At 51.1% G+C, this 26,159-nt stretch carries 27 protein-coding genes; 7 read left to right on the forward strand and 20 right to left on the reverse strand.

The window, feature by feature from the left end; translation table 11 throughout:
- The first annotated feature begins 95 nt into the window (after positions 1-95).
- Positions 96-491 carry an MAPEG family protein gene (locus B2Q61_RS04410; RefSeq protein ID WP_290619893.1) on the forward strand — a complete coding sequence of 132 codons (396 nt, stop codon included), beginning with the start codon at positions 96-98 and terminating at the stop codon, positions 489-491.
- Between the two features lie 8 nt (positions 492-499).
- Here the strand turns inward: B2Q61_RS04410 and B2Q61_RS04415 are convergent, their stop codons facing one another.
- Both B2Q61_RS04415 and B2Q61_RS04420 read right to left on the reverse strand, forming a co-directional pair.
- Complete coding sequence (locus tag B2Q61_RS04415; protein ID WP_290619895.1) at positions 500-829, reverse strand: four-helix bundle copper-binding protein; 330 nt, start codon at positions 827-829, stop codon at positions 500-502.
- 31 nt (positions 830-860) lie between these two features.
- Positions 861-1,286, reverse strand: coding sequence for a CBS domain-containing protein (locus B2Q61_RS04420; protein WP_290619897.1), 426 nt, complete (start codon positions 1,284-1,286; stop codon positions 861-863).
- Positions 1,287-1,608: 322 nt separating this feature from the next.
- On the opposite strand from B2Q61_RS04420, the gene B2Q61_RS04425 reads away from it, so the two are divergent.
- The gene (locus B2Q61_RS04425) at positions 1,609-2,463 is read left to right on the forward strand and encodes a PA4780 family RIO1-like protein kinase (protein ID WP_290619899.1); all 855 of its coding nucleotides are present in this window, start codon (positions 1,609-1,611) and stop codon (positions 2,461-2,463) included.
- Between the two features lie 26 nt (positions 2,464-2,489).
- Here B2Q61_RS04425 and B2Q61_RS04430 read toward each other — a convergent pair whose 3' ends face one another.
- Entirely contained in the window at positions 2,490-3,113 is a 624-nt protein-coding gene (locus B2Q61_RS04430) for a DUF2799 domain-containing protein (protein ID WP_290619901.1), read from the reverse strand.
- A gap of 193 nt (positions 3,114-3,306) precedes the next feature.
- Here B2Q61_RS04430 and B2Q61_RS04435 point away from each other — a divergent pair, with 193 nt between their 5' ends.
- Positions 3,307-3,864: a histidine phosphatase family protein gene (locus tag B2Q61_RS04435; RefSeq protein WP_290619903.1), complete on the forward strand. Its 558-nt coding sequence runs from the start codon at positions 3,307-3,309 to the stop codon at positions 3,862-3,864.
- 176 nt (positions 3,865-4,040) lie between these two features.
- A complete protein-coding gene (locus B2Q61_RS04440; RefSeq protein ID WP_290619905.1) occupies positions 4,041-4,706 on the forward strand; it encodes a hypothetical protein in 666 nt (221 codons plus the stop codon).
- A gap of 60 nt (positions 4,707-4,766) precedes the next feature.
- Here the strand turns inward: B2Q61_RS04440 and B2Q61_RS04445 are convergent, their stop codons facing one another.
- Both B2Q61_RS04445 and B2Q61_RS04450 read right to left on the reverse strand, forming a co-directional pair.
- Positions 4,767-5,444, reverse strand: a complete 678-nt coding sequence (locus tag B2Q61_RS04445) for a LytR/AlgR family response regulator transcription factor (RefSeq protein WP_290619907.1) — start codon at positions 5,442-5,444, stop codon at positions 4,767-4,769.
- Positions 5,438-6,973: a sensor histidine kinase gene (locus tag B2Q61_RS04450; protein ID WP_290619909.1), complete on the reverse strand. Its 1,536-nt coding sequence runs from the start codon at positions 6,971-6,973 to the stop codon at positions 5,438-5,440. Before B2Q61_RS04450 ends, B2Q61_RS04445 begins: the two co-directional genes overlap by 7 nt.
- Before the next feature lie 209 nt (positions 6,974-7,182).
- On the opposite strand from B2Q61_RS04450, the gene B2Q61_RS04455 reads away from it, so the two are divergent.
- Together B2Q61_RS04455 and B2Q61_RS04460 are read left to right on the forward strand one after the other, a co-directional pair.
- Complete coding sequence (locus B2Q61_RS04455; protein WP_290619911.1) at positions 7,183-8,082, forward strand: ABC transporter ATP-binding protein; 900 nt, start codon at positions 7,183-7,185, stop codon at positions 8,080-8,082.
- The gene (locus tag B2Q61_RS04460) at positions 8,069-11,275 is read left to right on the forward strand and encodes an ABC transporter permease/M1 family aminopeptidase (RefSeq protein WP_290619913.1); all 3,207 of its coding nucleotides are present in this window, start codon (positions 8,069-8,071) and stop codon (positions 11,273-11,275) included. Before B2Q61_RS04455 ends, B2Q61_RS04460 begins: the two co-directional genes overlap by 14 nt.
- On the opposite strand, the gene B2Q61_RS04465 is transcribed toward B2Q61_RS04460, so the two are convergent.
- From B2Q61_RS04465 to B2Q61_RS04495, 7 genes are all read right to left on the reverse strand, one after another.
- A complete protein-coding gene (locus tag B2Q61_RS04465) occupies positions 11,272-11,652 on the reverse strand; it encodes a TM2 domain-containing protein (RefSeq protein WP_290619915.1) in 381 nt (126 codons plus the stop codon). The genes B2Q61_RS04460 and B2Q61_RS04465 overlap by 4 nt on opposite strands.
- The gene (gene yidD / locus B2Q61_RS04470; protein ID WP_290619917.1) at positions 11,630-11,890 is read right to left on the reverse strand and encodes a membrane protein insertion efficiency factor YidD; all 261 of its coding nucleotides are present in this window, start codon (positions 11,888-11,890) and stop codon (positions 11,630-11,632) included. Before yidD ends, B2Q61_RS04465 begins: the two co-directional genes overlap by 23 nt.
- A 1-nt stretch (position 11,891) precedes the next feature.
- The gene (locus B2Q61_RS04475) at positions 11,892-12,110 is read right to left on the reverse strand and encodes a DUF4177 domain-containing protein (RefSeq protein ID WP_046552533.1); all 219 of its coding nucleotides are present in this window, start codon (positions 12,108-12,110) and stop codon (positions 11,892-11,894) included.
- A 117-nt stretch (positions 12,111-12,227) separates the two neighbouring features.
- Positions 12,228-13,145 (reverse strand): DMT family transporter, encoded by a 918-nt coding sequence (locus B2Q61_RS04480; protein ID WP_290619921.1) that lies wholly within the window; start codon positions 13,143-13,145, stop codon positions 12,228-12,230.
- Between the two features lie 20 nt (positions 13,146-13,165).
- Positions 13,166-13,846, reverse strand: a complete 681-nt coding sequence (locus B2Q61_RS04485; protein WP_290619923.1) for an SDR family oxidoreductase — start codon at positions 13,844-13,846, stop codon at positions 13,166-13,168.
- Between the two features lie 213 nt (positions 13,847-14,059).
- The gene (locus tag B2Q61_RS04490; protein ID WP_290619925.1) at positions 14,060-14,569 is read right to left on the reverse strand and encodes a hypothetical protein; all 510 of its coding nucleotides are present in this window, start codon (positions 14,567-14,569) and stop codon (positions 14,060-14,062) included.
- Positions 14,570-14,732: 163 nt separating this feature from the next.
- The gene (locus B2Q61_RS04495) at positions 14,733-15,872 is read right to left on the reverse strand and encodes a PQQ-dependent sugar dehydrogenase (protein WP_290619927.1); all 1,140 of its coding nucleotides are present in this window, start codon (positions 15,870-15,872) and stop codon (positions 14,733-14,735) included.
- Positions 15,873-16,128: 256 nt separating this feature from the next.
- Here B2Q61_RS04495 and B2Q61_RS04500 point away from each other — a divergent pair, with 256 nt between their 5' ends.
- The gene (locus tag B2Q61_RS04500) at positions 16,129-16,272 is read left to right on the forward strand and encodes a DUF3096 domain-containing protein (protein ID WP_290619929.1); all 144 of its coding nucleotides are present in this window, start codon (positions 16,129-16,131) and stop codon (positions 16,270-16,272) included.
- 173 nt (positions 16,273-16,445) lie between these two features.
- On the opposite strand, the gene B2Q61_RS04505 is transcribed toward B2Q61_RS04500, so the two are convergent.
- The 8 genes from B2Q61_RS04505 to B2Q61_RS04540 all read right to left on the reverse strand — a co-directional run bounded on the left by B2Q61_RS04505 (position 16,446) and on the right by B2Q61_RS04540 (position 26,119).
- Positions 16,446-16,784, reverse strand: coding sequence for a hypothetical protein (locus B2Q61_RS04505; protein ID WP_290619931.1), 339 nt, complete (start codon positions 16,782-16,784; stop codon positions 16,446-16,448).
- 296 nt (positions 16,785-17,080) lie between these two features.
- Positions 17,081-17,950: a DUF7281 domain-containing protein gene (locus B2Q61_RS04510; RefSeq protein WP_290619933.1), complete on the reverse strand. Its 870-nt coding sequence runs from the start codon at positions 17,948-17,950 to the stop codon at positions 17,081-17,083.
- Positions 17,950-19,203 carry a hypothetical protein gene (locus tag B2Q61_RS04515; RefSeq protein ID WP_290619935.1) on the reverse strand — a complete coding sequence of 418 codons (1,254 nt, stop codon included), beginning with the start codon at positions 19,201-19,203 and terminating at the stop codon, positions 17,950-17,952. Before B2Q61_RS04515 ends, B2Q61_RS04510 begins: the two co-directional genes overlap by 1 nt.
- Positions 19,203-19,823, reverse strand: a complete 621-nt coding sequence (locus B2Q61_RS04520) for a condensin complex protein MksE (protein WP_290619937.1) — start codon at positions 19,821-19,823, stop codon at positions 19,203-19,205. Before B2Q61_RS04520 ends, B2Q61_RS04515 begins: the two co-directional genes overlap by 1 nt.
- Positions 19,823-23,488 (reverse strand): ATP-binding protein, encoded by a 3,666-nt coding sequence (locus tag B2Q61_RS04525; protein ID WP_290619939.1) that lies wholly within the window; start codon positions 23,486-23,488, stop codon positions 19,823-19,825. The genes B2Q61_RS04520 and B2Q61_RS04525 overlap by 1 nt, the downstream gene beginning before the upstream one ends.
- Positions 23,489-23,618: 130 nt before the next feature.
- Positions 23,619-24,245: an IMPACT family protein gene (locus B2Q61_RS04530; RefSeq protein ID WP_290619940.1), complete on the reverse strand. Its 627-nt coding sequence runs from the start codon at positions 24,243-24,245 to the stop codon at positions 23,619-23,621.
- A 3-nt stretch (positions 24,246-24,248) separates the two neighbouring features.
- Positions 24,249-25,484, reverse strand: a complete 1,236-nt coding sequence (locus B2Q61_RS04535) for a DUF418 domain-containing protein (protein WP_290619941.1) — start codon at positions 25,482-25,484, stop codon at positions 24,249-24,251.
- Positions 25,485-25,486: 2 nt separating this feature from the next.
- The gene (locus B2Q61_RS04540) at positions 25,487-26,119 is read right to left on the reverse strand and encodes a trimeric intracellular cation channel family protein (protein WP_290619943.1); all 633 of its coding nucleotides are present in this window, start codon (positions 26,117-26,119) and stop codon (positions 25,487-25,489) included.
- Between the last annotated feature and the right edge of the window lie 40 nt (positions 26,120-26,159).

The following is a 26,159-nucleotide window of genomic DNA, read 5'->3' on the forward strand; positions in this document are numbered from 1 at the left end:
TAAAAATAGGCTAGCACGCAATTTCATTTAAATGTGCTTATACTGCTAGCGACCAGCACGGCACCGGGCCTGCTGTAACAATAAGGTATCGCATAATGACGACCGCTTTATACGCCGGCATACTGGCAATCTTGTTTATTGTATTAAGTATCAGGGTTATTAGCAGACGAAATCAGTATCAGGTAGCAATTGGCAGTGATGGCCAGATATTACTGGAACGGGCAATACGGGTGCAGGCTAACTTTGCCGAATACGTACCTTTTGCCCTGTTGCTAATGTTTCTGGCTGAATATAGTGGCCTGGCAGCGGTATATCTGCATATTCTGGGTGTTGCTTTGCTTGTGGGGCGCTTGTCGCACGCTTACGGCGTAAGCCAGCAACAGGAACCGCTAAAGTTCAGAGTGTTTGGCATGATCCTGACATTTACGGTGCTGTTGCTGGCAGCGCTGGCGATTTTTATGCTGTATGGCAGCAAAGCCATACTGAGCTGAGTGGCGGCTCAGGCAGCCATTGCCTGACACGTCTGAGCACAGCTGCGACACGCCTCAGCGCATTCCAGACAATGGCTGTGCTGATGCTTACCACACTCGGTCGCGCATGCCTCACAAAGCGTGGCACATAAGCGACAAATGTCGCTGACATGCTCGCTGCTGCGTGCCATTGCTGCGGCGGCAAATCGGCATAATGCTGCGCAATCAATATCCAATCGGATACAACGCTCCATGTCTGCGACATTATCTTCCTGCAGACAGGCGGTGGAGCAATGATCGCAGGCATTGGCACAGTTATTACAGGCATCAATACAGGCATGATATTTTTCATGTGACATTAAAAACCTCCGAATATACTGTGTTTAGCTGTTAGTGACCGGTAAATTTCATTGAAATATCACCAAGCACCTTGCCGGCAGTTTCTGGCCGTAAATGCTTAGCTAAATCACCAAGGCTGACCACGCCGACCAGCCGTTTTTCTGCATTAACCACTGGCAGCCGGCGTACTTGCTGCTCACCCATATTACGGGCGACTTCCTCGACATTCTGATCCTCCCGACAATAGAGTAAATCATCAGTCAGAATATCGGCCACGGTGGTGCTATCGACATTTTTGCCTTTAGCCACGGCTCTGAGTACGATGTCGCGGTCGGTCAGGGTACCTTTTAATTCATCATCGGCACCGGCCAGAATGAATCCAATACCTTCACGTGCCATTTGCGCCGCAGCTTCTTTTACTGAAGTAGATGGTTTAACTAAAACCGGATTAGCTGTCATCACGTCTTTAATATTCATGGTCATCTCCTCGTGTTTACAGTTAACAAATACATCAGAAACAGGAAAATTTCTGCACGAATGTACTGGCGGGTGAAGCGAGCATCATGCCAATACGCTAACATTCTGAACAGATTAAAAAAGTATTGAGCACTCACTGTAATAGCGGAGCCCGAAGTTAGTAAAAATTACCGTTGGCAGTAATTATTACTGGTTGTGTGGTAGGATCTGCTACCGCTTAAAGCCTTTACAGCTATAGGTCGGGGGGCGTGGTCTGACTTTTTTAACGTCAGGCTGGCGCTAACATATTCCCTGTCGTTGTTAACTAGGGTATAAGGGCGCTATGAAAATACCGAAACGTATTCAGCCGCTGGTCGACGAAGGCCTGGTGGATGAAGTTATCCGGCCACTGATGAGTGGCAAAGAAGCTGCGGTGTATATCGTCCGGTGTGGCGAGGATATTCGCTGCGCCAAAGTCTATAAAGAAGCGGACAAACGCAGCTTTAAACAAGCGGTGTTGTATCAGGAAGGCCGCAAAGGGCGCAACAGCCGCCGGGCCAGAGCCATTGAAAAAGGCTCCAAGTTTGGCCGTGCCCAGCAGGAACAAAGCTGGCAACATGCCGAGGTCGATGCGCTGTTTAAACTGGCGAAAGCGGGCGTGCGGGTACCACAGCCCTATGGTTGTTATGACGGCGTGCTGCTGATGGAGCTGGTTTGCGATGATGAAGGCATGGTGGCGCCGCGCTTAGGGGACGTTGCTATGGCTGAAGATATTGCGCTGGCCGATCACGCTACCATGATGCAATACGTGGTGGTGATGCTGTGCGAGGGGCTGGTACATGGCGACTTGTCTGAGTTTAATGTGCTGGTGGACGATTACGGCCCGGTGATAATTGACCTGCCGCAGGCGGTAGATGCCGCCGCCAACAATAACGCGAAATGGATGCTGGAGCGCGATATTAATAATATGCGCGACTATTACGGCTTGTATGCGCCGCAGTTACTCACCACCAACTACGCCGGTGAGATTTGGGCGCTGTACGAGGCCGGAGAGCTGACTCCGGATACTGAGTTAACCGGCGAATTTATTGCCGATGACAGCGCCGCCGATGTGGATTCGGTGCTGGAGCAAATTAAAGCGGCGTTTGCCGAAGAGGAAGAACGCCGGGCCCGCGTTGCCGCGGACCAGGACGATTAATTCTGACGCAGATGCCTGGCGCTGTGTTACAAGTGATCCCGCAAACGCTGCTCAGCCTTGATATAAGCCTGCTCAGCCAAATAGGCATCATGCTCCAGTGCAGGTAGCTGATTAATTGCATTATCGAGTTCAGTTTTCAGCATTTCAATGTCGTATAACAGCTGCACTCTTTCCTCACGGGTCAGCCCGTCTGCCACCAGCAACTCGGTGTTCACTACGATATCCTGTTCCAGCGCACTGATCAGACGATGTTGCTTATCGACGGCCGAGCGGGCGGTATTTAAGCCACGTTGCAAGTCGTATAATGCTTTACCATCACGGTAAGCCGGTAAAAAGTCTGCTTCTAAATCGGGCATGCAGCTATTCTGGTAACTGGCCCCCCGCTTGCCGACATTAAAGCCGTTAGCGCGGGTACAAAATCGCTCTGACCCTGCACGATGCCCTTGTCGGTAAGCATTAAGCTCAGGGGTGACACCGTGATCCGCACACTCCTGCCGGTAAGTAGCGATGGCCGTTTCAGGCTTGCCGTTAGCGCCGTCTTCAAAACCAATAGTCCGCCAGTCAGCTGTCAGGCACTGCGATTTATCCATCCCGGCGCAACCTGTCAGCAGTAATGTGGTTAGCAGGGCAAACCATTTCGAGTATGTCATAAGTATCTCTTGGGTATTATCAGCCAGTGCTTATTGCACGTTGCAGCGTAATTGTATGGCCCTAACTTACCTGTAGCGGGGTGATATTGGCAAGAAATGATCGCTTAACAGACCAAAAGCGTAATATTTTCAGTAAAACCTGACCCAAATATAAGCCGTAACATAAGTAAACCCTCAGCAACAGGCGATGCCAATGAAACGAGTAATATTACTATTGTGCACCTTGTTTAGTAGTGTGTTGTCCGCCAATGACACAGCCTGGGCGGCCTGGCGCGAGGGAAAAGCGGTGTTGATTATGCGCCATGCGCTAGCACCCGGCACCGGTGATCCGGCGGGGTTTAAGCTGGCTGATTGCGGCACCCAGCGCAATTTAAATAACCAGGGCCGGCAACAGGCAACAGCCTGGGGGGCTCGGTTGCGCCAGCAGGTTGCGCAGGTTGCAACTGACATTGAATTATACAGCAGCCAATGGTGCCGCTGCCTGGAAACGGCAGAATTAATGGCCATAGCGAAAGTACAAGCCATGCCGGCTCTCAATTCTTTTTTTGCTGGCCGTGGTGATAGCCAGCAACAGACGACAGCCCTGGTGCAACGGTTTGCCCTGGCTACGCTGCCGGCACCAACAGTACTGGTTACTCATCAGGTTAATTTTACTGCCCTGACCGGCTACTTTCCTGCTTCCGGCGAAGCAGCCATTCTGGCGCTGCCATTAACCCGCCCTGCCACGGTACTGGCCAGAATAATGCCCTGATGGTCATTTTAGCCGCGCGCCATTATTTAATTAAGTAGTGCTTTTCACCAAATAATGGCGAGATTTGTTGGTCTGGCTTGATGGTTCTAATTTAAATTTCTTATTTATCATTAACTTAAAATATGGCAAAGCCTTTGCAAAACAAGCAGCAGTAACTAACCAATAAGGACATAACAATGAAACTCTCTCAATTTGCTGCTGTTTCCACTTTAGTTGCCGCTACAATAATGTTTAGCGGAGTATTTAACGACGCGGCCGCCAATACCACTTATGGCAATATCGATAAAGTGATGGGCAGTGCTGTGGTGGGCAGTGGTCAGCACTATGGCAATGTGTCGCTGGTCAATGGCAGTGTCCAGATGGCCAGTAACAGCAGCGCCAAAGCCGTATCACTGGTTAACGGTGGTATTGATATTCGTGATGATGTGTCGCTTGACCGTGCTGAAACCGTTAATGGAGCCATTGAAGCTGGGCGTAACTTTATCGTCAATGACAGTCTTAGCACAGTGAACGGTGCCATTAAGCTGGGTGATAACGCAGTCGTTGCTGGTGATGTCAGTACGGTAAATGGTGATATTACGCTGCAAAGTGCGCAGCTGGCGCAGAATATCAGTACCGTGAATGGTGACATTCTACTTGCCGGCAACACGGTGGTGAAAGGCGATGTGGTATTTAAAAAGACGGGTAAGAAAAAGTCATTTTTTGGCTGGAGCAACAACAAAAACCCCAGTTTATATATCGCTGCCAATGCAGTGGTCGAAGGACAGATTATTCTGGAGCAACCGGTAGAGCTGAAATTTGACAACCCGGCCATGCAGGCAAAAGTGGTTGAGCGGTTTTAAGTAGGTAAATTAGTAGCAGGGCGCCGTGCTGCGCCCTTAGCTTTCTTTCTGAGCATTATGTTACAGCAATTGCGCCAGATTTTGTTTGTATAGCTTGCCTGCTTTAACCACTTTCTCTGTAGCCAGCCGCACCTGGTCGCCATCGACGGCAACAACATGGTTTTTATTAACCACCAATGACTTGTGAATTTGTAAAAACTGCGGCCGGGGCAGCTGCAGTAGTAGTCGCTTCAGCGTGCTGCTAACCAGCGTTATCTGCTGACCATGCCATACTTTGACATAGTTACCGTAGGCCTCTAACAATATAATCTCGTTTAGCAGAAACCTGCGTTTTTCCCGGTCTACCTTTAGTGCAATATAACTATCGGCGACGGGCATTGCCTCGCCGATACGACGCTGTACTTTATTAATGGCTTCGCCCAGGCGGGCGGCACTAACCGGCTTTAATAAATAATCAACTACATCCAGTTCGAAGCCGTCTAGCGCGTATTCTTTATAGGCGCTGATAATAATGACGTGCGGCCGATGGTGCAGTACTTTTAACAGCTCAATGCCACTTAGTGCTGGCATGTTAATATCCAGCAGCAATAAATCAATCTGGTGACGGGCAAGATAACTGAGCGCTTCAGTGGCATTGTAGCAACTGCCCAGCAGCGCAATATCGGCATTGTCCTGCAAGTGATGCCGCAGCACCTGATGTGCCAGCGGCTCGTCATCGATGATCAGCGTTGTTAACACGGTTCCAGCTCCAGTGTCAGATCAACGCACCAGACACCCGCTTGCCCGATACTGCTAAAACGATGCTTACCGGCATAGAGTAAGCTTAAGCGGCGGCGCAGGTTTTCCAAACCAACGCCGGCAGCAGTCTGGCGAATATTATCCGGCACAGAATTACTGCACTGCATGTGCAGCCAGCCATTTTCTACCGTCAGCTTCAACGCCACATGGCAGCCAGACTGGCTCGGCTCTACACCGTGCTTAAAGGCATTTTCCAGCACGATTATCAGCAGTAAGGGCGCGATTTGCCAGCGCTCGGCCTGCTCAGGCCAGGTCAGCGACAGCTGGCATTTGTCGGCACTGCGAATGCTCTGCAAGGCGAGAAAATCCTGCAGGTACTGTACTTCCTGTGCCAGTGTTACACGCGGCGATTGGCCGTCGTACACGGTATAACGCAGCAAATTCGCCAGCTGCATTACCATGGCAGGCGCCTGAACGGAGTTGGCCAGTGTCAGCGCATATAAGTTATTTAGCGTATTAAATAAAAAATGCGGATTGACCTGCTGCTGCAGTAGTTGCAGCTCGGTGGCACTTTGCCGCTGCGCCACTTCTGCCAGTGCCTTTTCCTGCTGCTGGCGCTCGAATGCCAGGATCACCGGTGCACTGAGCAACAGCACAAAAAAGCAAAAGCGGTAATTGTCCGGCGCAAAGATATTGTGATCCTGCGATGGTAAAAAAGTGAATTCAGCAATATTCATGGGCAACAGCAGCACCACTGCTGCCAAAAGCGGGGTCAGTATAATAATGCTAACCAGACAACCAGCGACATAAGCAAACACGCCGCTGCGGGCCAAAAGTTTGCGGATAAGCCAGTATCGGTTTACCCAGCACAGTAATAACACGGCGCTGCCAAGCAGAAAAAACTGCCACAGGTACATTAAAAACTGGCCGAAATTGACGATAACGGTATCACTGTCAATCACGGCCCGCAGCGGCTGATTGCGCACCGGGTCGTCATGCGAGGCAAAAATACCGGCCCACAACAAAGCCCACATCAGCATTAACAACAGCAGCACCGCATCCAAAGAAAACAGCTTCGAGATAAACTGAAAACGCGCTGTACCGGAGCGGCGCGCTAAACCGCGACTAAGACCATAACCTGCGCTGGCACATAACAGCAATAACCATCCCTGCACAGAAAACAGGATCCAGCCGGCAAAAGATGGCACAGCGTCAGCCACGCTAAACAGCAGTACCGGATAGGCGATTAAGCCTGCCACCCAGATTAGGGCAGCCTTGCCGTTATTCCGGCCGCTATAATGGCCACTGACATAATGCGCCAGCAGCAGCGGGGCACTTTCTAAAAGCAGCTGAACAGCAGTCTGCAAAAACACCAGCCCAGTCTGACTGTGCAGCGAATAGTGCCGGATAGCAGCTTCCAGCAGCAGCGCCGCCAGCAGTGGCAGCTGGTTGTCAATAATCGGGGTAAATATGGATTTGGCTCTGCTAAAGGCCCCGCTAACCATTGTGTCGTCCTGTAGTGTCGTCATGTACCTTGTTACCCAGCGTGGCGGATCTTTGGGCAGACGTCAGCCAAATAATGACGAAATTAGCCTTTTTACTGATAAAAGTAAATTTGCCCAGCCGGTGAAGCCGTTAACGTCTTTTATCATCGTAATCAGTCAGTTTGTCATAGCTTAATTGTCACAACACGGCGTTCGGCCTAGCCTGAAGCAACATTTTTTTGCACGAGAGCTATATGCTGAGCATCAAACAACTTTCAGTTACCTACGCCGATGGCACTAAGGCACTACAGGATATTAATCTGCAGCTACCAACCGGGATGGTGGGCTTACTGGGCCCGAACGGCGCAGGTAAATCGACCCTGATGCGCACGCTGGCCACACTACAACAGCCTGACAGCGGCCAGATTGAATTTGACGGCATCGATATTACGGCACAGCCACACAGCCTGCGCCAGCAGTTAGGCTATTTGCCACAGCATTTTGGCGTTTACCCGCATATGAGCTGCATGGCGTTGCTGCAACATATGGCCGTGCTTAAGGGCATGCATAACAACGCTGAGCAACAGCAGCAAATTACCAGCCTGCTTGAGCTAACCAACCTTAGCGACGTTGCAAAAAAGCCGGTGGCGAGCTTTTCCGGTGGCATGCGCCAGCGCTTTGGTATTGCCCAGGCCTTGCTGGGCAACCCCAGGTTATTGATCCTGGATGAACCCACTGCCGGGCTCGATCCAGCCGAGCGCGAGCGGCTGCATGCATTACTGGTTAATATCAGCCGCGATAAGCTTATTTTACTGTCGACCCATATTGTGGAAGACATTGAGAATTTGTGCCCCTATGTCGCGCTGATTAATCAGGGCCGCATTGTGGCAAACGACGCGGTGCAAAGCCTGATTACACCGCTGCAAGGCCGGGTTTGGCAAAGCACCAGCGCACCTGAAGATGAGCGCAGTATTCTCAATTCGAGCTTTCGCTATGGCTTGCCAATTTACCGCCAGCTTAGTGAACATCGTCCCTGTGCCGATGCGGTAGCAGTAAGCGCCACACTGCAGGACCGCTATTTTTTTGAACTGAACTACACGGCAAAAAACACATCTGGTCAAAACAGCAAGGTGGTTTCTGATGCCGCAGCTTAATCTCGTCGCGCTGCTCAACAACGAGCGCCGTTATCTGCAGCGCCAGCCACTGCTATGGCTGGCCTTAGTGCTGATCCCGCTGGCGGCCTATATCTTCGCCACTGGCATTGGCGGTATCGATGACCTGGCGGACAAACGCCTGCAAGCGCTGCATATGACGCTGCTGATGTTTTACCTGCCACTGCTGTGTGGTGCAATGGCGCCGCTGCTGCTACTGCGTGATCACAATCATGCTATGACAGAGCTGATCGGCAGCACTCCGCTGCGCTTGTCACAACGCCTGCTGGTGCGCTCAGGCATGTTGTTTTTACTCTGCGCTGCTTTGATGCTGACGGGCTTTAGTATTATCTGTTACCAACTTAGCCAGCAGTTTGGTTTTCAGCCTGAGCTGCTGTGGCTAACGCTGTGGAATTTTAGTTTTATGGCGCTACCGGCCTGCGCCTTTTATGCCATGCTGGCAGCCTGTATTGCGCAGCGCTTTGCCAGTAATGCCGTGCTCTATGCCGTATTTGCCGCACTGTGGCTGATGTATCTGTTTTTGGCCAGTATCAATGGCGCGCCTATGTTGGCTGGCAGCAGTATTTACAGCAGCGAGCTATTTAACAGCCTGCGTCTGCTCGACCCTTTTGGCAACACTGCACTGGTGGCGCTGTATCAGCACACTGTGCCTCAGCTGTACGGTGATGGGATGTTTTACCTGAACCGGCTGCTGTACTGCCTGCTAAGCGCCGGTCTGTTTTACCTGAGCTTACAGCTAAAAGCTTATCAGCCCAGCAGCAAACCACTGTCAGCGCGGTCAGATAACACGCCGCCAGCGTCACAAGCTACACTGTGCTATCAGGCAGTAACACCGCAGGCTAAAGGCGCGCGGCAGCTGTGGCAACTGTGCTGTGAAGCCTTGCAGGCGGTGCTTAGGCAACGGCTAAACCAGCTCATTCTAATCGGCTGGCCCTTATTGCTGACAACCGAGGTGCTATCGGCGATAGACTACGCCGAGCCGCTTGCCGTGTTGCAGCCAACCAGCCTGGATGCGCTAAACCGTATTGCCTACGATGTGCTGCCGTTTCTTGGCAGCCTGCTCACCTTGCTGTGGAGCTACCAGCTTAGCTGGCGCAACAAGCATGCCGCCATGGCCGGGCTGATTGCCGCCAGCCCGGTGCGTTCAGCCTTGCTGCTGGCCAGTCAGGTTATCGCCTTAGTGCTGCTGGTGTTGCTGCTTACTATGCTAAGCGCCATCGCCTGCCTTATTGCGGAACGGCTGGCCGCGAGCCAAATCCAACTTAGCTGGTATCCGGCTGTACTTGGCAAAACGGCCTTAGCGTTGAGCCTGCTGGGCACACTGTTTTGTCTGTTTCATGCCTTATGTCGCTCGCCGCTGCTGGCTGCCAGCTGCTGTATTGCCGCGTTGCTATTGAAATACACCCCGCTTAGCGGCAAGTTAGGCCTAACCCATACCCTGTGGAATATTGCCGGCTCGCCGCTGCAAGCCGCCGATGCGTTCTGGGGTTTTGAACAAAGCCTGTCGGTATTCTGGCCCTTTATGACATTTTGGTTAGTGCTAACCATTAGCCTGCTGTGGCTGGCCGCACGCTGGTCGCACCGCACCACTGGTTTTGCTAACGCTAAGCGCTGGACATTTAGCGTAAGCTCAGGCCTGCTGCTGGCTATTGCGGCAGTTAGTGGCGTTAACTTACATCTGAACATTAGCAATGAGCGGCCATTATTAAACTCCGATTTACGGGAGCAGTGGCGGGCAGATTATGAGAAACGCTACGCCAGCTGGGCCAGCATAGCGCAACCCGCTATCAGCCATATTGACGCAAAGGTGGATATTTCTCCGCAAACGGGCAAGGCGGTTTACGCCCTAAGCTACACCCTGGAAAACCGCACGCCAGAGCCGGTTAGCCAATTACTGATTGGTAATTATTCCGCAACCGTAATAGACGCGTTGCAGTTATCTGTGGCATTTACATCGGAGTTCGACCAGCAGCTGGGCCAATATACGCTGCAACTTGCCGAAGCGCTTGCGCCGGGTGATACCGTGCAATTGGACAGCACCTTAATCTATACCCAGCCGCGGCACTGGCCGGCCGTGATGCCGCAATTAGTTAAACCGTCTTTTAGCTATTTACGTGGCATGCCGCTATTACCGACGATAGGGTTTCAGCAAGAATATCGATTACGCGACGAGCAATTGCGCCGGCAGTATGCTTTGGCGCCGCTTGACCTTGCTAAACCATCAGAACTATTTGCCATACCGAAGACAACCCAGGCCAGCTACGACTGGTTCACGCTGCACTCTGTGGTGTCTACCGATGCAGGGCAGACACCACTGGCGCAGGGCAGGCGGCTACGGCAATGGCAGGAAGATGGCCGTAATTTTGCCGAGTACCAGACAAACGGGCCCATCCGCAATCTTGCCGTCTGGTATTCGCTTGCTGGCACCTCGATATCCCGCCAGCACGACAATGTTACGCTGACGGTTTACAGCCCACAGCTAAATGCCGCAGCTGAACTGAATATGCGGGCCATGCAGGACACCTTAAGCTGGATGAGTGAGCATGTGGCGCCTTATCGCGCTGCCCAGCTTAGTTTGCTGGCGATGCCTGATTTGGGCGCAACCGGCTATGCGTTGCCGCAAATGATTATGATTAATCACCGGGTGGGTTTTCGGGCAGAACCAGCAGCTGATGCCGGCTTTGATCAGCGTTACCGGCGCGCCGTGCATGAAACGGCCCATCAATGGTTTGGTCATGATATCGGTAATGGCGTCCTTGCAGACAGTGCCTTTTTAGTGGAGTCGCTGGCAAAATACCTTGAGCTGGTGCTGATTGAGCAACACTACGGGCACGACGCGATGCAGGCGCTGGTGGAGTTTGAGCGGCAGCGCTTTAAGCTTGCAGTGATGCGCAGTACCGAACACACTACGGCACTGGTAGATGCGACGGAAAATCATGATCTGTATTCACGTGCGACGTTAGTTTTTGCCATTTTACGTCAGCAGCTGGGTGATGCTGTTATCAGTAAGGCGCTACGACAGTTATGGCAGCAACACGGTTATCCGCAAACGCCCGCTACCTCAATGGATTTCGTCCGGGCATTGCAGGCACAGGTTAATCAGCAACAGCAGCAATTAATTGCAGACTTGCTGTTAGGCACTGATGTGTCGCTACTGATGGCTGCTGACAACTAAGCGCCGTAGCGTTGCAGCAGCCGGCGGATTAGCTGGTTATTCCAATGTTGAATAATAATCTGGGCGCGAAACAGCGCCCACAGTTCTGCCACGCTAATCAGCAGCAGTAAGGCAATACCTACTAACAGCAGCGGTGTAAATAACAACGCTACCCCCACCAAACATACCAGTAAGTTAAACAGGCCGCGGCCCCACAGGCCCAGGTAAAAATGGTGCAGACCGGCTAAAAAACACCAGTTCAATGTGGCGTAAGTATCAGGGTCACGCAGCAGCGGCTTTAACTGCTGGTAAAATATTTTGCGCTGTTCATCCGGCAGGGCGGCAACCAGCTCGCGCAGCCGTTCTTCTTCAGCATCAACCTGTTGTTGATTCAGCATGACTGTTTTCTCCAGCGGGCGGCACCGGTTCTATGCATTTACAAAAGCTGTCGTGACGGTTACAGCGCTTAATCCGCTGCCAGCCCAGGACAATACCTTTGCGCGAACCAAAGCGTTTAATGGCGGTGTAGGTGTAAGCTGAGCAACTGGGTTCAAAGTTACAGTCAATGCCAAACCAGCGCATGCCGCCACCGGTTTTGCGATAGCGGCGAATAAGCCACAGTAGCAGGCGTTGCATCTTAGCGGCCAAGCGTCACAACCATCGCTTCACGGGTCCAGAACAACCAGAAACGCTTTTGTTCAATCAGCTGAAACACCACCTGCCAGCCTTGTGCAGCCTGGGCATTTAACTCAGCTTCGACCTTCTTTAACGGCAAGCCTGATGCTCCCAGGAAAACCGTGCCGCAGCCGCCCTCGGCAATATAAATCATTTTGTACTCTTTAAATGCAGTGGCCATAGCTCGTTGTCCCCATTACTATAATTTAGCCGATATTCGCACCCGCTATTTGTCAGGGTTAATCTACCTGATAAACCGAGGTGGGTAAAATGCGGGTGGGGTTACAGCCAGCACAGCTTAATGAGAAATAGAAGAAGAAAGTGAGTGGCGTACATTTGAATACCGCCCTAATGTGGTCACGGCTGCCAGGATCAGAACAATACCAACCACTTGCAGAGCATCCAGGCTTTGATTCAGAATTATCACGCCAAGCATTGATGCTGTCACGGGTTCTATCATTGCCACAATAGAAGCCACCGTTGGTTCGGCATTTCTTAAACCAATAATATAAAAAATAAATGACACACCGGCGCCAAGAATACCTAGGGCAAGAAGCAGCAGCTGATCAGCGGGGGTAAATAAGGTCGCAGTCTGCTGAAAATTCCCTGTACCTGCTAGCAGAATGCATAGTACGGCAAAGGCAATCAGCAGAACCTCCTGCGAACTGCCAAAACGTGCGGCAGATTTAAATGCAAAAATGAACAGGCCATAGCTTATTCCGGCAAGCAGCCCGGCGCCAATAGCTAACGGCGCAACCCTGCTGGCACTGACATTATAGACCCCGGTCAGTAGCACTATGCCCATAATCACCACAACTATCGCGGCCCACTTTAACGGTGTGGGTTGTTCAAGCTTTAAACCAAACGACACCAGATAGACAAACACCGGGGCGCAATACATCAAAGTTGCGCCAACCGCGACACTGCCTTTTGCAATACTGAAAAAATAGCATGCGAAGTTGCCGGCAACCCCTATGCCGGCAATCACAGACCAGAGCCATAACTGCAGATTTGCCAGATTGTTGCCGCTGGGGTGCAACATTCGCCAGCAAGCGATGAATAATAAGCCAATAACACCGCGACAAAACGACAGCACAAAAGGGTCCCAGCCCTTTGCTATCAGCAAACCGGCGATGCCACCAGTGATCCCCCAGCACAGCGCTGCCAGGGCAACAAATACCGAACTTATCTGCGGACCATGAGGTGTTTTTTGCATCAACTAATGCCATCAATCAGCTACTTTGTTGGCATCAGGGTAATTTCCCGCACATCACAGCGCGGGTTAGCCGAAATAGCAAACAGTACAGCCTCTGCAATATCGGCAGGGTCTAACTTGTCGGGTTTGGCTTCATCAAAAAACGGCGTATTAACCATACCGGGGCAAATAGTGGTGCAGCGACCCTGCCACTCTTTCATTTCGGCGGCTAAATTCTGGCCAAAACCATAAGCGAACCACTTTGAGGCACCGTAAACCGAGCCTTGCAGGGTTATTTTGCCGGCGACAGAGCTGGTTAAAATAAAATGGCCCTGGCTTTCTTTTAATGCCGGCAGGCTGGCTTTTGCCGTCAGTAATAAGCCGGTTACATTAACATCAAGCAGGGTTCGCCATTCAGCAGGATCGCCGTGCTCAATACCAGCAGTATTCAGGCCGGTACCGGCATTAGCGAACACCACGTCAATTCTGCCAAACTGCTGTTTTGCCTGCGCAATGACATTCTGAATTTCATCCAGCCTGGATATGTCTGCGGTCACGGCTAATACCTTATCCGTTCCCAGACGGTCGGCGATGGCGTTAAGTTTATCCGTGCTTCTGGCCGCAATAACCACTTTATGGCCAGCCGCAACAAGCTTTTCTGCAGTGGCGGCACCGATGCCGCTGGACGCGCCGGTAATAACTACTATTTTTTCGCGATTCATCAGCTATCTCCTTTTATTCAATGTGCGGTTTAAAGCAGATAACAAAGCAATACCAGTACCACTTTGTAATTGGCTTTCCAACCCACTAAAACCGGGTTGAACAGACCAAAAGTGTGTTTGGAACGGCCATAATTAATGGCCGCAGGGGTAATAATTTTAGCAGCGCAGGTAAGAGTTACCGGCGTGGGTTGGTTCGGCAAAATACCTGAGCCGTTATTTCTTGCCGAGCAACAGTAGTTGAACCGCGCCAACTGGTTGTTTATGCAAACCGATATGTTGTCTAGCCACGTTAACGGCCTTTAAGTAGGCGTTCTGGGTTGTGGCGCGCTCGTTATCGTACAGTGCAACCTTATCCTCATCATAAATTTCAGCATTGGGGATCTTGGAAATAACACTGGCCAGCTCGGTGGCTGCTGTCAGTAATGTATCCATCGCATCAACGACTTCAGCCGGTGCATAAATGTATATTTTATTAATATTCTTTTTGCACAACAGAATTTTATCGGCTTGATCGTGAGTCCCGCTTCCTTCGCAGTAAGCCGCATGATTTATTAAGGTATCCAGCGACGCCAGATACTCAGTAACGGCCTCGCGCTCCAGTTGTTCTTTGTGGTATTCAAGATCAATTTCTTTTTGCCGGCGGTAGGTGTCAATGCCGAGCCACGCGGTACCAATAGCTGCAAAAGCCGCAATAAGATTGGCAACTGATAAGATATCCGCCATCTTGCTCTCCTTAGGTGAGTGATAAACGTCCCTGTCTTAATGAGCGTAGTACAACTTTAGATGATTGATTTAGGCCGGCCAAAACAAATTTAAAGGGGAAAAGGGGCCCGCCAGGTAAGTTGCATGGGCTTCAACTCCCAATGTCATGCGCCCCTTTTATTCATTACCGGGCTGTCGGCGTTAACTTCAGCAATCGTCCTTCGCTTTGTGCTCGCTCATCTTCAAGCACCCAAAGCGCGCCATCCGGGCCCTCGCTGACGGCGCGGATACGGGCCCCCATTTCATAACGTTCTACTTCGGTTGCTTTGTCGCCATTGAACTTAATACGTACTATAGCCTGGGATGACAGGCCTGCCGCTAAGGCATCGCCGCGCCAGTTGGCAAAAAGCTTGCCCTGGTAAACTATCATATCGGCCGGTGAAATCACCGGTGTCCAGGTAATTGCCGGGGCTGCGAATTCAGGTCGGGTGCTGTGGTCAGGAATGGGCCGGCCATCGTAGTGTTGGCCATTGGAGACTTCCGGGTAGCCATAATTTGCGGCCCGTTTAATTAAATTAAGCTCATCACCGCCAGCGGGGCCCATCTCAATTACCCATAATTTGCCATTCAGATCGAACGCCATGCCCAACGGGTTGCGATGGCCCAGCGACCAAATCTGTTGGTAAATGGCTTCGTTGTCGACAAAGGCGTTTTCCTGCCGGTAATTAACAAAGGGGTTATCATTAGGTACTGAACCGTCGTCTTGTAAACGCAGAATTTTACCCATGGATGATTGCATATCCTGGGCAGGGGTAAATTTCTGGCGGTCACCTGAGGAAATCCACAGATAGTTGTCGTTATCAAACAACAGGCGGTGGCCATAGTGGCCATAGCCCAGTACCTTGGGATACTGGCGCCAGATTACCTGCAGGTTTTGCAGCTGCGCGCGGCGGCCGTCTTCAACTAAAGTGCCACGGGCCACGGCTGCACCGCGCACACCGCCAACACCGGCTTCGGCATAGCTGAGGTAGACCAGCTTATTATTAGCAAAATCCGGATGCAAGGCGACATCGCCCATGCCACCCTGACCGCCGTAATCGACATCAGGCATACCGCCGACCAGCGATTGCTCTCCCTGTTGGCTGACAATAAGCAGTCGCCCTTTCTTTTCCGTGACCAGCATGCGGCCATCCGGCAAAAAGGCCATCGCCCAGGGCTCATCAAAATGACTGATTTTCTCAACCTTGAACGGCAGGTTATCCTGTGCCGATGCAAAGCAAGCGATAAATATACCGATAAGAAGCGCAACTAGTTGTCGGCTCATAAAATGGCTCCTGCCTGTGATTAATAAATGAGCAGTTAGTATAGCAAAGCTATCGTGACCTGCTGCCTACCCACGTATTCAGGGGGAGGTAGCAAATCCAGCCTTGGAAACAATTGGATCTGACCCTTAGCAATCATCATAGCAATGGTTAAAGAGGCTTTACGTTCTGTCGTGGTGAAATGGATTGCTATAATCGATGCTTGGTCGCACAATGATTTTGTTAACCCGTTAACATTCATCATAAAAGGAAAGGATTATGACGTTGCATATTGAACTTATTCCAATACTCTCGATCATTGCCGGTATTTTGATATTGATTAAGCCGAAAATTTTGAACTATGTTGTGGCTATCTATCTAATCGCCGTAGGTGTTATTCAGCTTTTTGGTCTGACAATTTAGTGCCTGGCCCTCGTCCGGCGTAATAGCCGGGCAACGGGTCACAGGCAGGCACAACTGAGTAACAATTGGATCTGACCCCTTAGCGTTACTTATGCATTAATGCCCGCCAAAAACGCGAGCATCTTGGTGCGATTTGAGCGTCCAACGGGCGCGTTTTTGCTGGCGATTGTTGGCTATGATTTCTTGCAAAATACTTTTCCAGATGCTGTAGGCCATTGACTAGTACTAGAATAAGGATCTGGATTGACATTGGTATCAAATGAGTTAATCACCTCTGCCTTATACTCTGAATGCCCACATAGCTCCTTAGCCCGGCGATGCCAATAATCTAAAGCGACTGAGGGGTTTGTATTAGCATTAACTTTTGATTTAATGAAATAGATACCTTCAGCGATTTCTTTGTCTTCGTAGCCTCCTGTACTACTGAAAAAACCTGCTTTCTGGTAAGGAGTCATAACACACGCAGTCAATAAAAATGCTGATGACAGTACTACATATTTAAATGTTTTCACTAAACGTCCCTTCCTAGCTAAAACGTATCAGTTTGGAACAACCGCGCTTTTACGCTGTGGTTGTGTCCTTTTATTCTGACTTTACATTTTGCTAAACTAGCTAGCATTTTTCTCTAAATCAACTACATATTTCAATATTTTGCAAAAATAGGTTAAAGAAGAACGGGTTTTGCACCTGCGATTCACTTGTTAATAAATGGAGTCGGGATTTACAGGCGCTGGGCTGCAGCTGGCAGATGGAACGGGTAAATAGCTGCAGGAATTGGCGATGTAATAAAGAGGCAACAACAGGAGGTTTAGAGCAGCAGATTAACCGGTGTTAGCAGCATGTCCTGCATATTTTGCTGACGCAGGCCTTTAAGTTGATTACAGATAAGCTGCTGATAGGGCAGGAAGCCCGGGCTGAATTCGAGATGTTGCAGCCGTTGTTGATACTTTAGTTGAGTTTCATGCAGCATGTCGGGGCTGGCGTGTTGGCTAAACTCGCTGATGTCGGGCAGCAATATACTGCGGCATTGCAGGCTTAGCGCAATGTTAAGCCCGGCTAAATCGGCGTCGCCAAAGTAAATAGCAGGTTTGCCGGTGCTGTGCCAAACGGTGGATAATGCTTTACATCCTTTGCTGTACTGAGTGTCGCCGCGATAAATAACCAGCGGCTGCTGATAGGGTAGCGTAACGTTAAAACTTGCCAGCTGATAAAAGCAATCAAGGTTTTCTACTATTAACAGCGCATCAAACTGCGCCAGCGGCAATTGCTGCCAGTCGCTATCGATAAACTCTGTCGTTACACCAAGTTCAGTAGTTTCTGGCTTTTCCAGCTTTAACAGCACCCGGTTTTGCCGCGGTTGCAGGCCAATACTTTTTAACTCTTGCTGACTGGCGTTGGCATTATTCAGCCGGCTGCTCTGGCTTAAATCATCCAAAAAGCAAGCTTGCTGCAAGTGTCGTTGCACAAAGGCGATAGCTTTTAGCAATGCCAGATTAAAGGTAAAGTGCGGCAGATTAAGACTGTTTCCCGGTACTAATTCATGTTCAATACACCAGGCCAACACCTGCTGTGCTGTTTTAACTCTGGTTTTTACCCGTTCGCTGCCACTGGCGTTCAGGCGCTGCTGCAGTTGCTGCAAGTAACGCAATGCCTGCGCATTTAGCGGCGGGTAATGCATTACGCGGCCTTTAACTGCAGGCTGATATCACGAATAAGCAGTAGTTGGTTCATGGCGCTGGCCGGGGCTTCGTCACGTAAAATCGCGAACATTTGTTTTTCATCCTGTGGCAGGGCCTGATATTCGGCAATAATCTGATATAACCAAATTTCGCTGTCCCATTCTAATGCCTGCTGCTCCAGGTAGCTTAACGCGCTGAGTTTACCGCCCTGATCTATTACCCGCAGGTAGAAGTTTTCGACATCGGTTTTCAGGGCTTGCTGGCGGGCAGCAATTTCTTCATCAACCCATACGCTACTAAAGCTGGCGCTTTGGCTATCGTGCAGGTTAACCGGCTTGGCGCGCGGCAGGGCATGCACCAGTTCAGCCAGAGTTTGCCGTTCGCTGGCTTTATCCAGCGCAATAGCCGCCTGCGGTATAATGGCCGCGGCATGATTAAACAGGGCGGGCAACTCAGAGCGGTTGGGGTAGTCGGCGGGCTGGTATTTCGGGTGCTGGCGTAGAAAAGCCGCCATATTGCTGATAAGCAGCGAGCGCGCCTGTTGCTGGCGGAATTTGGCCAGCAATTCTACTAAACGCTTTTGCACCTCTAACAAACTACTATGGTGCGAGCTAAGCTGGTTTTGCAGCTGGCTGACCAACAATTTACGTAAGTGGTTGTTACCCTCAGACAGCTCAATTAACTCGCTGAAATCGAGTAAATCCAGGCCATCGAGTAAGCGCCGTAGTTGTTTTTGGGCCCGTTCGTTTTCACGAATTTTATCATCCAGGCTGGCCACAAAGCCGAAGTCACTGTTTAGCCGATGCCACAAACTGTCGATGGCCTCTTCAAACTGGCCACTTAAATCATGCACATGTTCGGTTAAGCGCTGCAGTTGCAGCTCGGCTACACTGTAATCGCCTTTATACTGGGCGTCGCGATAAGCCTGCACCCGATTACGAATTTGCTCCAGTTTTTCAGCCACGTCGGCGTTGATCTGGCGCCGGTTTTCATCGGCTACCATACTGGCAATCAGCTCACTGACCAATGGCCGCAGCGCCAGTGGCTGCTGCTCGTCTGGGCGCCATAAAATACGGGCGGCAATCAGTTTTTTTAATGCGCCTTCGCTAAAGGCCGTTTCATCAATAAAGCCATCCAGATAACCCTGCATCAACGCTTTATGGTGTTTGCCGAGCAAAGCCAGGCGATCGCTACCTATGTTAAACAGGTTAGAGGCCGTGCCCGCTGTTGAGCCAGAGTCTAATGCTGCCATCAGAGCAGGGCCTCCTGGTTTGGCGTATCCTCTACCGGCAGCTGCTCTTCATCACGAATAAAGCGGATGACATCAATTAAATAGTCAATTTTGCCGGTAACCACATAGTATTGGCGATCGTGATGCGGTTGCAGCAGGTAACCGTGCTCTTTTAAGCGACGGAAAATCAGCTTTACCTGGTTATCCAACTGTTCGCTCTGGCTATTGAAAAAGCGGTCGCTGGCCAGCTGGTTCAGGCGTTGGCGCAGGCTTTGGTTATCTTCGGTGCGTAGCACAAACTCCTGCAGTTTAATGGTGTCACCGGCGGTTAGCGCGCTGTCGCGGCCCAGGGTTTCCTGTACCAGTTGCAGCCATTCTAATAACGGCATCAGCGATTGCACTGTTAACGAGAACTGGCTGCTTAACTGCTCGCGGGCTTCTTTGTTCAGCTCATGATAACCCAGGAAAAACACACTGTTGTCGTCATTGCTGACTAAGCGGCGGTTTAATGGCCGCAAATAATGGTTAATGTCCTGCTGGGTTTGCTCGTTACTTAAATGGCGAAAGGCATCTTCGTCGCTCACCTGACAAATAAAATTGCCGGCCAGCAGGCGCTCTAGTATGGGTCCGTGTTGTAACATCAGCTTGCCTCCTGCTGTTTACTGGCCAACCGCTCTGCCAGCCGGCTGACTTTCGGTTGAATGCGCTTTAAGCGTCGCTTGCTATGATCATGCTGGTCGGGCTCAATTAAATAGCGATGAGTGAACAGCATAAGTACGTCAGACTCCGGGTTAGGGAAGGCGCCGACAATGACAATATTATTGCTGCTACAGGCGGTAAATAACTTCTCGACGTTGTGATAGGCCAGGGTGCCGATTTCATCGATCGGCCAGTGAATGGCCACCTTAGCGTCGCCACGCAGCAGGCGGGTAAAGGCCAGTAAGTACTTACATAAAATAAGATACGCCATACCATGGCTGGACGATTCCAGCAGCTGACGGTCATTTTTAATTACCAGCTCTGAGCCGCCTTCGCTTAAATGCAGCTCGAGGCGCAGCAGTGACTCAATGCTGTACTGCTCATCGCCGCGCAGCAGTTCCACCACGTCAGCTAAGGCATTTAAGTACTGCTCTGAGGGCAGGGCTTTACCCGACGCGCCCCAGTCATCATACAGTTTGGCGAAGTGTTTCAGCGGCTGCCAGAAACCCAGCTCGTCAATAGTCGATAAAATACGTACTTCTGAGCGGCTGATGCCCTCCAGCACTAAGTCATCGGCTACCGCTTCACTTAACCGGCGGCTTTGCAGGGCAATACGGCGGTTAATATCGCTGAATACGGTGAAAAACTTCTTCAGATCGCCGCCAATATTTTCGCCCATTTCCAGCAATTGTTGCTGGGCACCTTTTAATATTTCCAGCAGGCTTTGCAAAATAGGCAGTTGCTGACGTTCGGCGGCATAATCGGCCAGTTTGCGCTTTTCATGTTCCAGCCGGTCTAAAAATTCCGGGCCGGCATCTTTACTTAGCATACTTTCAAACTGGTCTACTGCAGCTTTTAACGCGCTGTCGGCTTTACTGCGCTGCTCTAACGCCTCGTTGGCGCGGGCTAAGCGCTCAATTAAATCGGCCGAGCCGCTTAACGTGGCCGGGGTAATAGTTGCCAGGTGTAGCTCCTGCAATTTGTGCAGCGCCGGTTTAATCTGGTTTAGCAGTTGCTCGGCCTGGCTCATCAGCTCTTGCTGGCTGCGCTTTTGGTCTTCCAGTTTTTTGGCGTTGCTGCTGTAGCTGGCTTTTTGCTGCTCCAGCGCCTGTTGGGCGCTACGCTGCTGCTGTTTTAGTGCAGTTTCCCGCTCTAACAGTTGTGGCCGCAACTGCTGCCAGTCGAGTTTAATAAACTGCTGCCAGGCACTTAGTTGATCCTGGCGTGCCTCTACCGCTTTAATTTCGCCTTTTAGCTGCTCTTGTTTTTGTTTCAGCTCGGTTAAGCGCCGTGGGTCAATGCCTTTGGCCGAGAGCTCTTCATTAAACGCTTGCTGCAGATCTTTGATCTGGTTTTTATTATCATCACGTTTATGCTCAAGCTGGCGCTCCAGCTCGTTAATCTGTTCATCAAATACCTGCAATTCCGCCTGCCAGTCGGCTTTTAATTCCATTTTCTGGCTTTGATGATCACTTTGCAGGGCTTGTAAATCGGCGTGTTGCTGCTGCTGCAGTTTTTCAAGCTGTTGCTGCTGCGCGGCCAATTCAGTTTTAACACTGGCCTGGCGCTGAGTATTCAGCTCACGGTGCTGCGCCTGCAAGCGGTTGCGAGCATCGCGGGCGTAGTCGATATTTTGCTCATACTGGGTTAGCTGCCACTGGGCCTGCTCTACCTGAGCACGGCTTAGCTCGGCTTGCTCATGACGCTCTTTTAAGGTTTTTTCAGCTTGTAATTTGCCGGCAGTGGCCTGCTCCAGTTGTTGCCCGGCCGCCTGAATGCGATGGCGAATGGCCGCTTCGTCCTGGGCGTAATCCGGGGTGTCGATGGCACTTAACTCAAGCTGCAAGCCGTACAGACTGTCGCTGATATCGGCCAGATGGGGTTGTAAGTCCTGGCGCTCTAACAAACGCTCGTCCAATACCTTGCCCAGCTTTTGCTCCCAGCCATTATAATGCAGCCGTAAAAAGTGGCGCAGGCTGCCTTGCTCTGGCGTCAGCTGGCGGTGCAATTGCTGTAACTGCTGCTCGCTGCTATGCAGCGCTTTGCGGCTAAGCTCCAGCTCAGTATCAGCCTGATCGCGGGCGCTACGGGCCTGCTGATACTGCTGTTGCAGCTGTTGCAACTGGCGGGCTTGCTGTTGCGTTTGTTGCTGGGCCTGCTCTAAGCGTAAATCGGCACTGCGCTGCTCTTCATGCTCGGCTTCGGTTAGCATCGACGCCTGCAGCTGACTGTGCAGGACCGCAATACTGCTGCTCAGCTCAGTAAGCTGGGCGCTAAACAGCTGCTGCGCCGCCTGTTGGCGCTGATTAAAAGCCTGTTCTAATTCCGATAATTTATGGTCTTGTTGCTCGCGGGTGGCATCTTTTTGTTGCTGTAACTGGCGGGCTTTAGCCCGGTGTTGCTCACTTAAGCGGTTAAAGCTTTCAGCCAGCTTCATTTTGCGCTGTTCTAACTGGCGCTCTAAATCGCCATGTTGCTCTACCATTAACTGGTATTGCTCCACTACTTCCTGCAAATTTTCCCGCCATAGCGGCAGCGCGTCAGTATCGCGCTGAAGTTTGGGCATATCCTGGCCATCAAATTCGTCATAGCGCTGTTGTAACTGATCCAGCCTGGCGCTGGTTTCATGTAAATCGGCCTCGGCTTTGGCCAGCTGGCTACTTTGCTCTAACTGTTGCTGGCTATATTGCTCTTTTAAGGTTTGCAGCTGACCGCGCAGGCTAAGCACCTGTTGCTCAGCGTCCGCTTTGTTTTGTTTCTGGTTCTGCTCGTCCTGCACCAGCAGCGGCAGCAACGCCGCAAGCTGGGCCTCACTGCCGTCCAGTTGCTGCGCCAGTTGCTTTAAGCGGCCAAAATCCTGTTGCAGTTTATCCAGGCGCATTGACTGGCGCATTTGCAATATCCAGTCCCGCGCTTTGGTATTTTTCACTTTGGTAGTAGGTAGGGTAACGCCGTCTTCTTCAAAAATGGCAGCCAGCATCGACTTTAGCGTATCCATTTTGCCTTCTTTGGCATGCACGGCACTAACCAGTTTTTCAATATGGCGTAGTTTATGGCCACTGCTGACTAAGCTAAAGCTGGCAGCTAACCGACGCAGTTTAACGCTATCGGCATTATTGCCACGCAGTGCGCCGGCATCGTTCTGAATAATGCTGCGATACTCGCTGGTGGCGCTGATTTTGGCCGATACCTGCACCTCTGGCCGGCCGCGCATGTTCGTGGCCCAGTCGCTGTAACTTAACCCTTTAGCGCCCTCGCTACTTTCGGTTAAGTAAAAATCACTCTGATACGGCGCCGCCACGAAGCGGTATTCTACGCCGCCATCGCTTTTGCGGGTTAACACTACCTGGCATAGGGCGCCGTCTTCGCGCTGATATTCGTAAATCAGGTAGCTGTTAGAAAATGGCAGGTAAAACTCATCAAACTTTTTGCGGGTTTTCGGTACCACCCGGTTTGGCTGTTCGCCATAAAATACCGGTACTAAACGTTGCAAGGTGGTTTTACCCGAGGCATTAGTGCCGCAAATATTGGTGTGCTGATCCAGCTGCAATTCCACTACCCCTGGCAGGTGGGTGTGAATAAGCACAATACGAAGTAGTTGAGACATAGCGCATCCTGTCGGCGGCGCAAAATTTAAGCGCCGCAGTCAATATTTTAATCCGGCTTATTATCCATGGAATGGCAGCAAATGCCAGTTTGAAAACAACATGGCTACAAGATTGAGCCAGGCAAGGGCACTAAGCCTGAGCGGTATCCGGCAGCTCACTGATCAGCGCGCTGCCAGAGCTGATATTCTGCAGCTGATTAGCAAACTCAGCGGCAGCAGTGACAGGCAGGCTGACAGTAAGCTGCACCTGCTGCTGGTAGTCAGTGGCCAGCAACTGGCCAGCCAGTTCACTAATAAGCTGGCGGGCCCGGGTTTCCAGCGCAAAGTCTAACCGTACTGTCAGCTGCAGTTGTGGTAACACCTGATTGCGGGTCGCCTTTACTGCGGCCTGCGATACCGCTGCCGAGTATGCCCGTACCAGGCCACCGGCACCCAGTTTCACCCCACCAAAATAGCGCACCACCAGCGCCAGGCAATTACCCAGCTCTTGTTCGGTTAACACATGCAGCATAGGTTTGCCGGCCGTACCGCCGGGCTCACCATCGTCGCTGAATGCCTGGGTCTCAGGCTGGCGGGTATTGCCCATAATATAAGCCCAGCACACATGGTTGGCACCCCGGTATTGCTCACGGTACTGATTAACCAGCGCCATCGCTTCATCGCGGCTGCGAACCGGCAGCAGAAAGCTCAGAAACTCGCTGTTTTTTTCAGTCAGGCAATGCTCAACCGGCGCCGCCAGTTCGGTGTAGGGGTTCACAAGTTATTTATACTCAATATCTTTGGTTGCATTGGTATTCGCTTGGGAAGTTTCTGCTAATGAAATTTCCGCACCAATAACCGGCTGCTGACTTAACCGCCGCCAGAGCCATTCCAGCGGGCCTTGGGCAAAGTGCTGCAGGTACCAGCGGCTGAACAGCAGTTGCAGAATAATGGTGGCAATGGCAATGCCAAGTAACGACAGCCGGTCCAGGCTGGCAAACCAGTCGGGTTTAATGACTTTAAACAGCAATACCATTAACAGGCTCTGGCTTAAGTACAACGTAAACGCCATCCGGCCGCAGGGGGCCAGCCAGCGCTGCAGCCAATGGTATACCTCAGGCTTTTGCCTGGCATTAATCAGCAAGCTGGCAAAGGCCAGTGCCATTAATAAGGCACTGATTTGCTCCCAGGGCAGCATGATGGCCAAATCGTAACCATAGCCGGTAAGATGATCCAGCGCTGCGGTGCAGGCGCTGATCGCCAGAGCCGCCAAAAACAACAGGCGTGTGCGCCAGCGCGAGTAGCCCTGGCTAAACCAGCCGCTTTTATAAAGTGCCATGCCAAACACCATCAGTGCTGCCATTAGCCAGTATAGGGTCATGACAAAGCCGACCAGCATCAGCAGATTCAGCGAAAGCAATTCGGTTAGCTGGGCCAGGTAAGGTCCGGTCCAAAGCAGCTGTTGGGCCAGCAATATCTCAGCATCGAGTGGCTGCTGCGGTGGCGGCGGAGTGAGCAACAAATACAAACTGAAAATAGCCGGCATGATTAACGATATCGTAAATAACATGACCCCCTTGCGCCACAGCGCAGCAGTATCGAGTTTATGATATCCCTGTTTAAGTACTAATAAACCGGTAAGGGCATACCACAGCAAAATATCGCCGAACCAGATAAAACTGATATGCAGCAGGCCAAAAACAACCAGCCAGCGTAACCGGCGCTGTAAATAGTGCTCGCCATACTTTTCCATGATAAGTAACAGGCTTACCCCGAACAACAGGTTAAACAAGGTTAAAAACCGGCCGGAAAATAACATCGTCTGCAGGTTATACAAGCCAATATCTAAAGTACTGATAGCCGGTTGCCAAATCAGGCTGTGCGAGTACTCAGGTGGGTTGGCGAAGGCAAATATGTTCATCAGTAAAATGCCTAAAATGGCCAAACCACGGATGACATCCAGTTCTGCAATACGGCTGGGGTTACTGTTCATTAAAGGTGGGCTGGCTGCTGGCATGGTCATGGTTCATTTAACTCGTTATGGTGTTTACCAAAAACCGCTATAGTAAGTTGCCATTTAATCGCGGCCAGGCGCAGCAGTAATAAAGCCAACATGCCGGCCAGCATAGCGGGTAACTGGGCTGTACCAAGGGCCAGTAATCCGGTGTAAACGCCACCACCGACTAAGCAGGTAACAGCATATAATTCACCCCGGAATACCATGGGAATTTCCCGGCAAAGCACATCGCGGATCATCCCGCCACACACCGCACTCATGGTACCAAGCATAATAGCCACCAGCGTTGAGGTACCAAAATCGAGCGCTTTCTGAGTACCCATAATAACGAAGAATGCCAAACCCAACGCATCGAAAAACTGCAGGGTATTATGCGGAATTGTTAAGCGGTTGCGCACCAGTAAAATGGTGCCGATGGCCGCTATTAAAATGGCATAAAAGTAGCTGTTGTTGTTTATCCAGATCACCGGCACGTCTAAAATAAGATCGCGCAAGGTGCCACCACCAATAGCAGTAACACTGGCCAGCACAATTACCCCAAAACCATCCATCTGGTTGCGCCATGCCGCCAGGGTGCCGGACACGGCAAAAACCGCAACGCCCAGTAAGTCGAACCACAGAAAATACGTTGCCATGGCGTAAGATATTTTTGCCGGGAAAAGATAACGTTACGCT

This window comes from Arsukibacterium sp. UBA5043, assembly GCA_002415085.1.
GTDB lineage: Bacteria > Pseudomonadota > Gammaproteobacteria > Enterobacterales > Alteromonadaceae > Alishewanella.

What these genes read in the sequence shown, in the direction of transcription:
- B2Q61_RS04410 (WP_290619893.1), top strand. Translation starts at nt 96, where the DNA reads ATGACGACCGCTTTATACGCCGGCATACTGGCAATCTTGTTTATTGTA.
- B2Q61_RS04415 (WP_290619895.1), bottom strand. Translation starts at nt 829, where the DNA reads ATGTCACATGAAAAATATCATGCCTGTATTGATGCCTGTAATAACTGT.
- B2Q61_RS04420 (WP_290619897.1), bottom strand. Translation starts at nt 1,286, where the DNA reads ATGAATATTAAAGACGTGATGACAGCTAATCCGGTTTTAGTTAAACCA.
- B2Q61_RS04425 (WP_290619899.1), top strand. Translation starts at nt 1,609, where the DNA reads ATGAAAATACCGAAACGTATTCAGCCGCTGGTCGACGAAGGCCTGGTG.
- B2Q61_RS04430 (WP_290619901.1), bottom strand. Translation starts at nt 3,113, where the DNA reads ATGACATACTCGAAATGGTTTGCCCTGCTAACCACATTACTGCTGACA.
- B2Q61_RS04435 (WP_290619903.1), top strand. Translation starts at nt 3,307, where the DNA reads ATGAAACGAGTAATATTACTATTGTGCACCTTGTTTAGTAGTGTGTTG.
- B2Q61_RS04440 (WP_290619905.1), top strand. Translation starts at nt 4,041, where the DNA reads ATGAAACTCTCTCAATTTGCTGCTGTTTCCACTTTAGTTGCCGCTACA.
- B2Q61_RS04450 (WP_290619909.1), bottom strand. Translation starts at nt 6,973, where the DNA reads ATGACGACACTACAGGACGACACAATGGTTAGCGGGGCCTTTAGCAGA.
- B2Q61_RS04455 (WP_290619911.1), top strand. Translation starts at nt 7,183, where the DNA reads ATGCTGAGCATCAAACAACTTTCAGTTACCTACGCCGATGGCACTAAG.
- B2Q61_RS04460 (WP_290619913.1), top strand. Translation starts at nt 8,069, where the DNA reads ATGCCGCAGCTTAATCTCGTCGCGCTGCTCAACAACGAGCGCCGTTAT.
- B2Q61_RS04465 (WP_290619915.1), bottom strand. Translation starts at nt 11,652, where the DNA reads ATGCTGAATCAACAACAGGTTGATGCTGAAGAAGAACGGCTGCGCGAG.
- yidD (WP_290619917.1), bottom strand. Translation starts at nt 11,890, where the DNA reads ATGCAACGCCTGCTACTGTGGCTTATTCGCCGCTATCGCAAAACCGGT.
- B2Q61_RS04475 (WP_046552533.1), bottom strand. Translation starts at nt 12,110, where the DNA reads ATGGCCACTGCATTTAAAGAGTACAAAATGATTTATATTGCCGAGGGC.
- B2Q61_RS04480 (WP_290619921.1), bottom strand. Translation starts at nt 13,145, where the DNA reads ATGCAAAAAACACCTCATGGTCCGCAGATAAGTTCGGTATTTGTTGCC.
- B2Q61_RS04485 (WP_290619923.1), bottom strand. Translation starts at nt 13,846, where the DNA reads ATGAATCGCGAAAAAATAGTAGTTATTACCGGCGCGTCCAGCGGCATC.
- B2Q61_RS04490 (WP_290619925.1), bottom strand. Translation starts at nt 14,569, where the DNA reads ATGGCGGATATCTTATCAGTTGCCAATCTTATTGCGGCTTTTGCAGCT.
- B2Q61_RS04495 (WP_290619927.1), bottom strand. Translation starts at nt 15,872, where the DNA reads ATGAGCCGACAACTAGTTGCGCTTCTTATCGGTATATTTATCGCTTGC.
- B2Q61_RS04500 (WP_290619929.1), top strand. Translation starts at nt 16,129, where the DNA reads ATGACGTTGCATATTGAACTTATTCCAATACTCTCGATCATTGCCGGT.
- B2Q61_RS04510 (WP_290619933.1), bottom strand. Translation starts at nt 17,950, where the DNA reads ATGCATTACCCGCCGCTAAATGCGCAGGCATTGCGTTACTTGCAGCAA.
- B2Q61_RS04515 (WP_290619935.1), bottom strand. Translation starts at nt 19,203, where the DNA reads ATGGCAGCATTAGACTCTGGCTCAACAGCGGGCACGGCCTCTAACCTG.
- B2Q61_RS04520 (WP_290619937.1), bottom strand. Translation starts at nt 19,823, where the DNA reads ATGTTACAACACGGACCCATACTAGAGCGCCTGCTGGCCGGCAATTTT.
- B2Q61_RS04525 (WP_290619939.1), bottom strand. Translation starts at nt 23,488, where the DNA reads ATGTCTCAACTACTTCGTATTGTGCTTATTCACACCCACCTGCCAGGG.
- B2Q61_RS04535 (WP_290619941.1), bottom strand. Translation starts at nt 25,484, where the DNA reads ATGCCAGCAGCCAGCCCACCTTTAATGAACAGTAACCCCAGCCGTATT.
- B2Q61_RS04540 (WP_290619943.1), bottom strand. Translation starts at nt 26,119, where the DNA reads ATGGCAACGTATTTTCTGTGGTTCGACTTACTGGGCGTTGCGGTTTTT.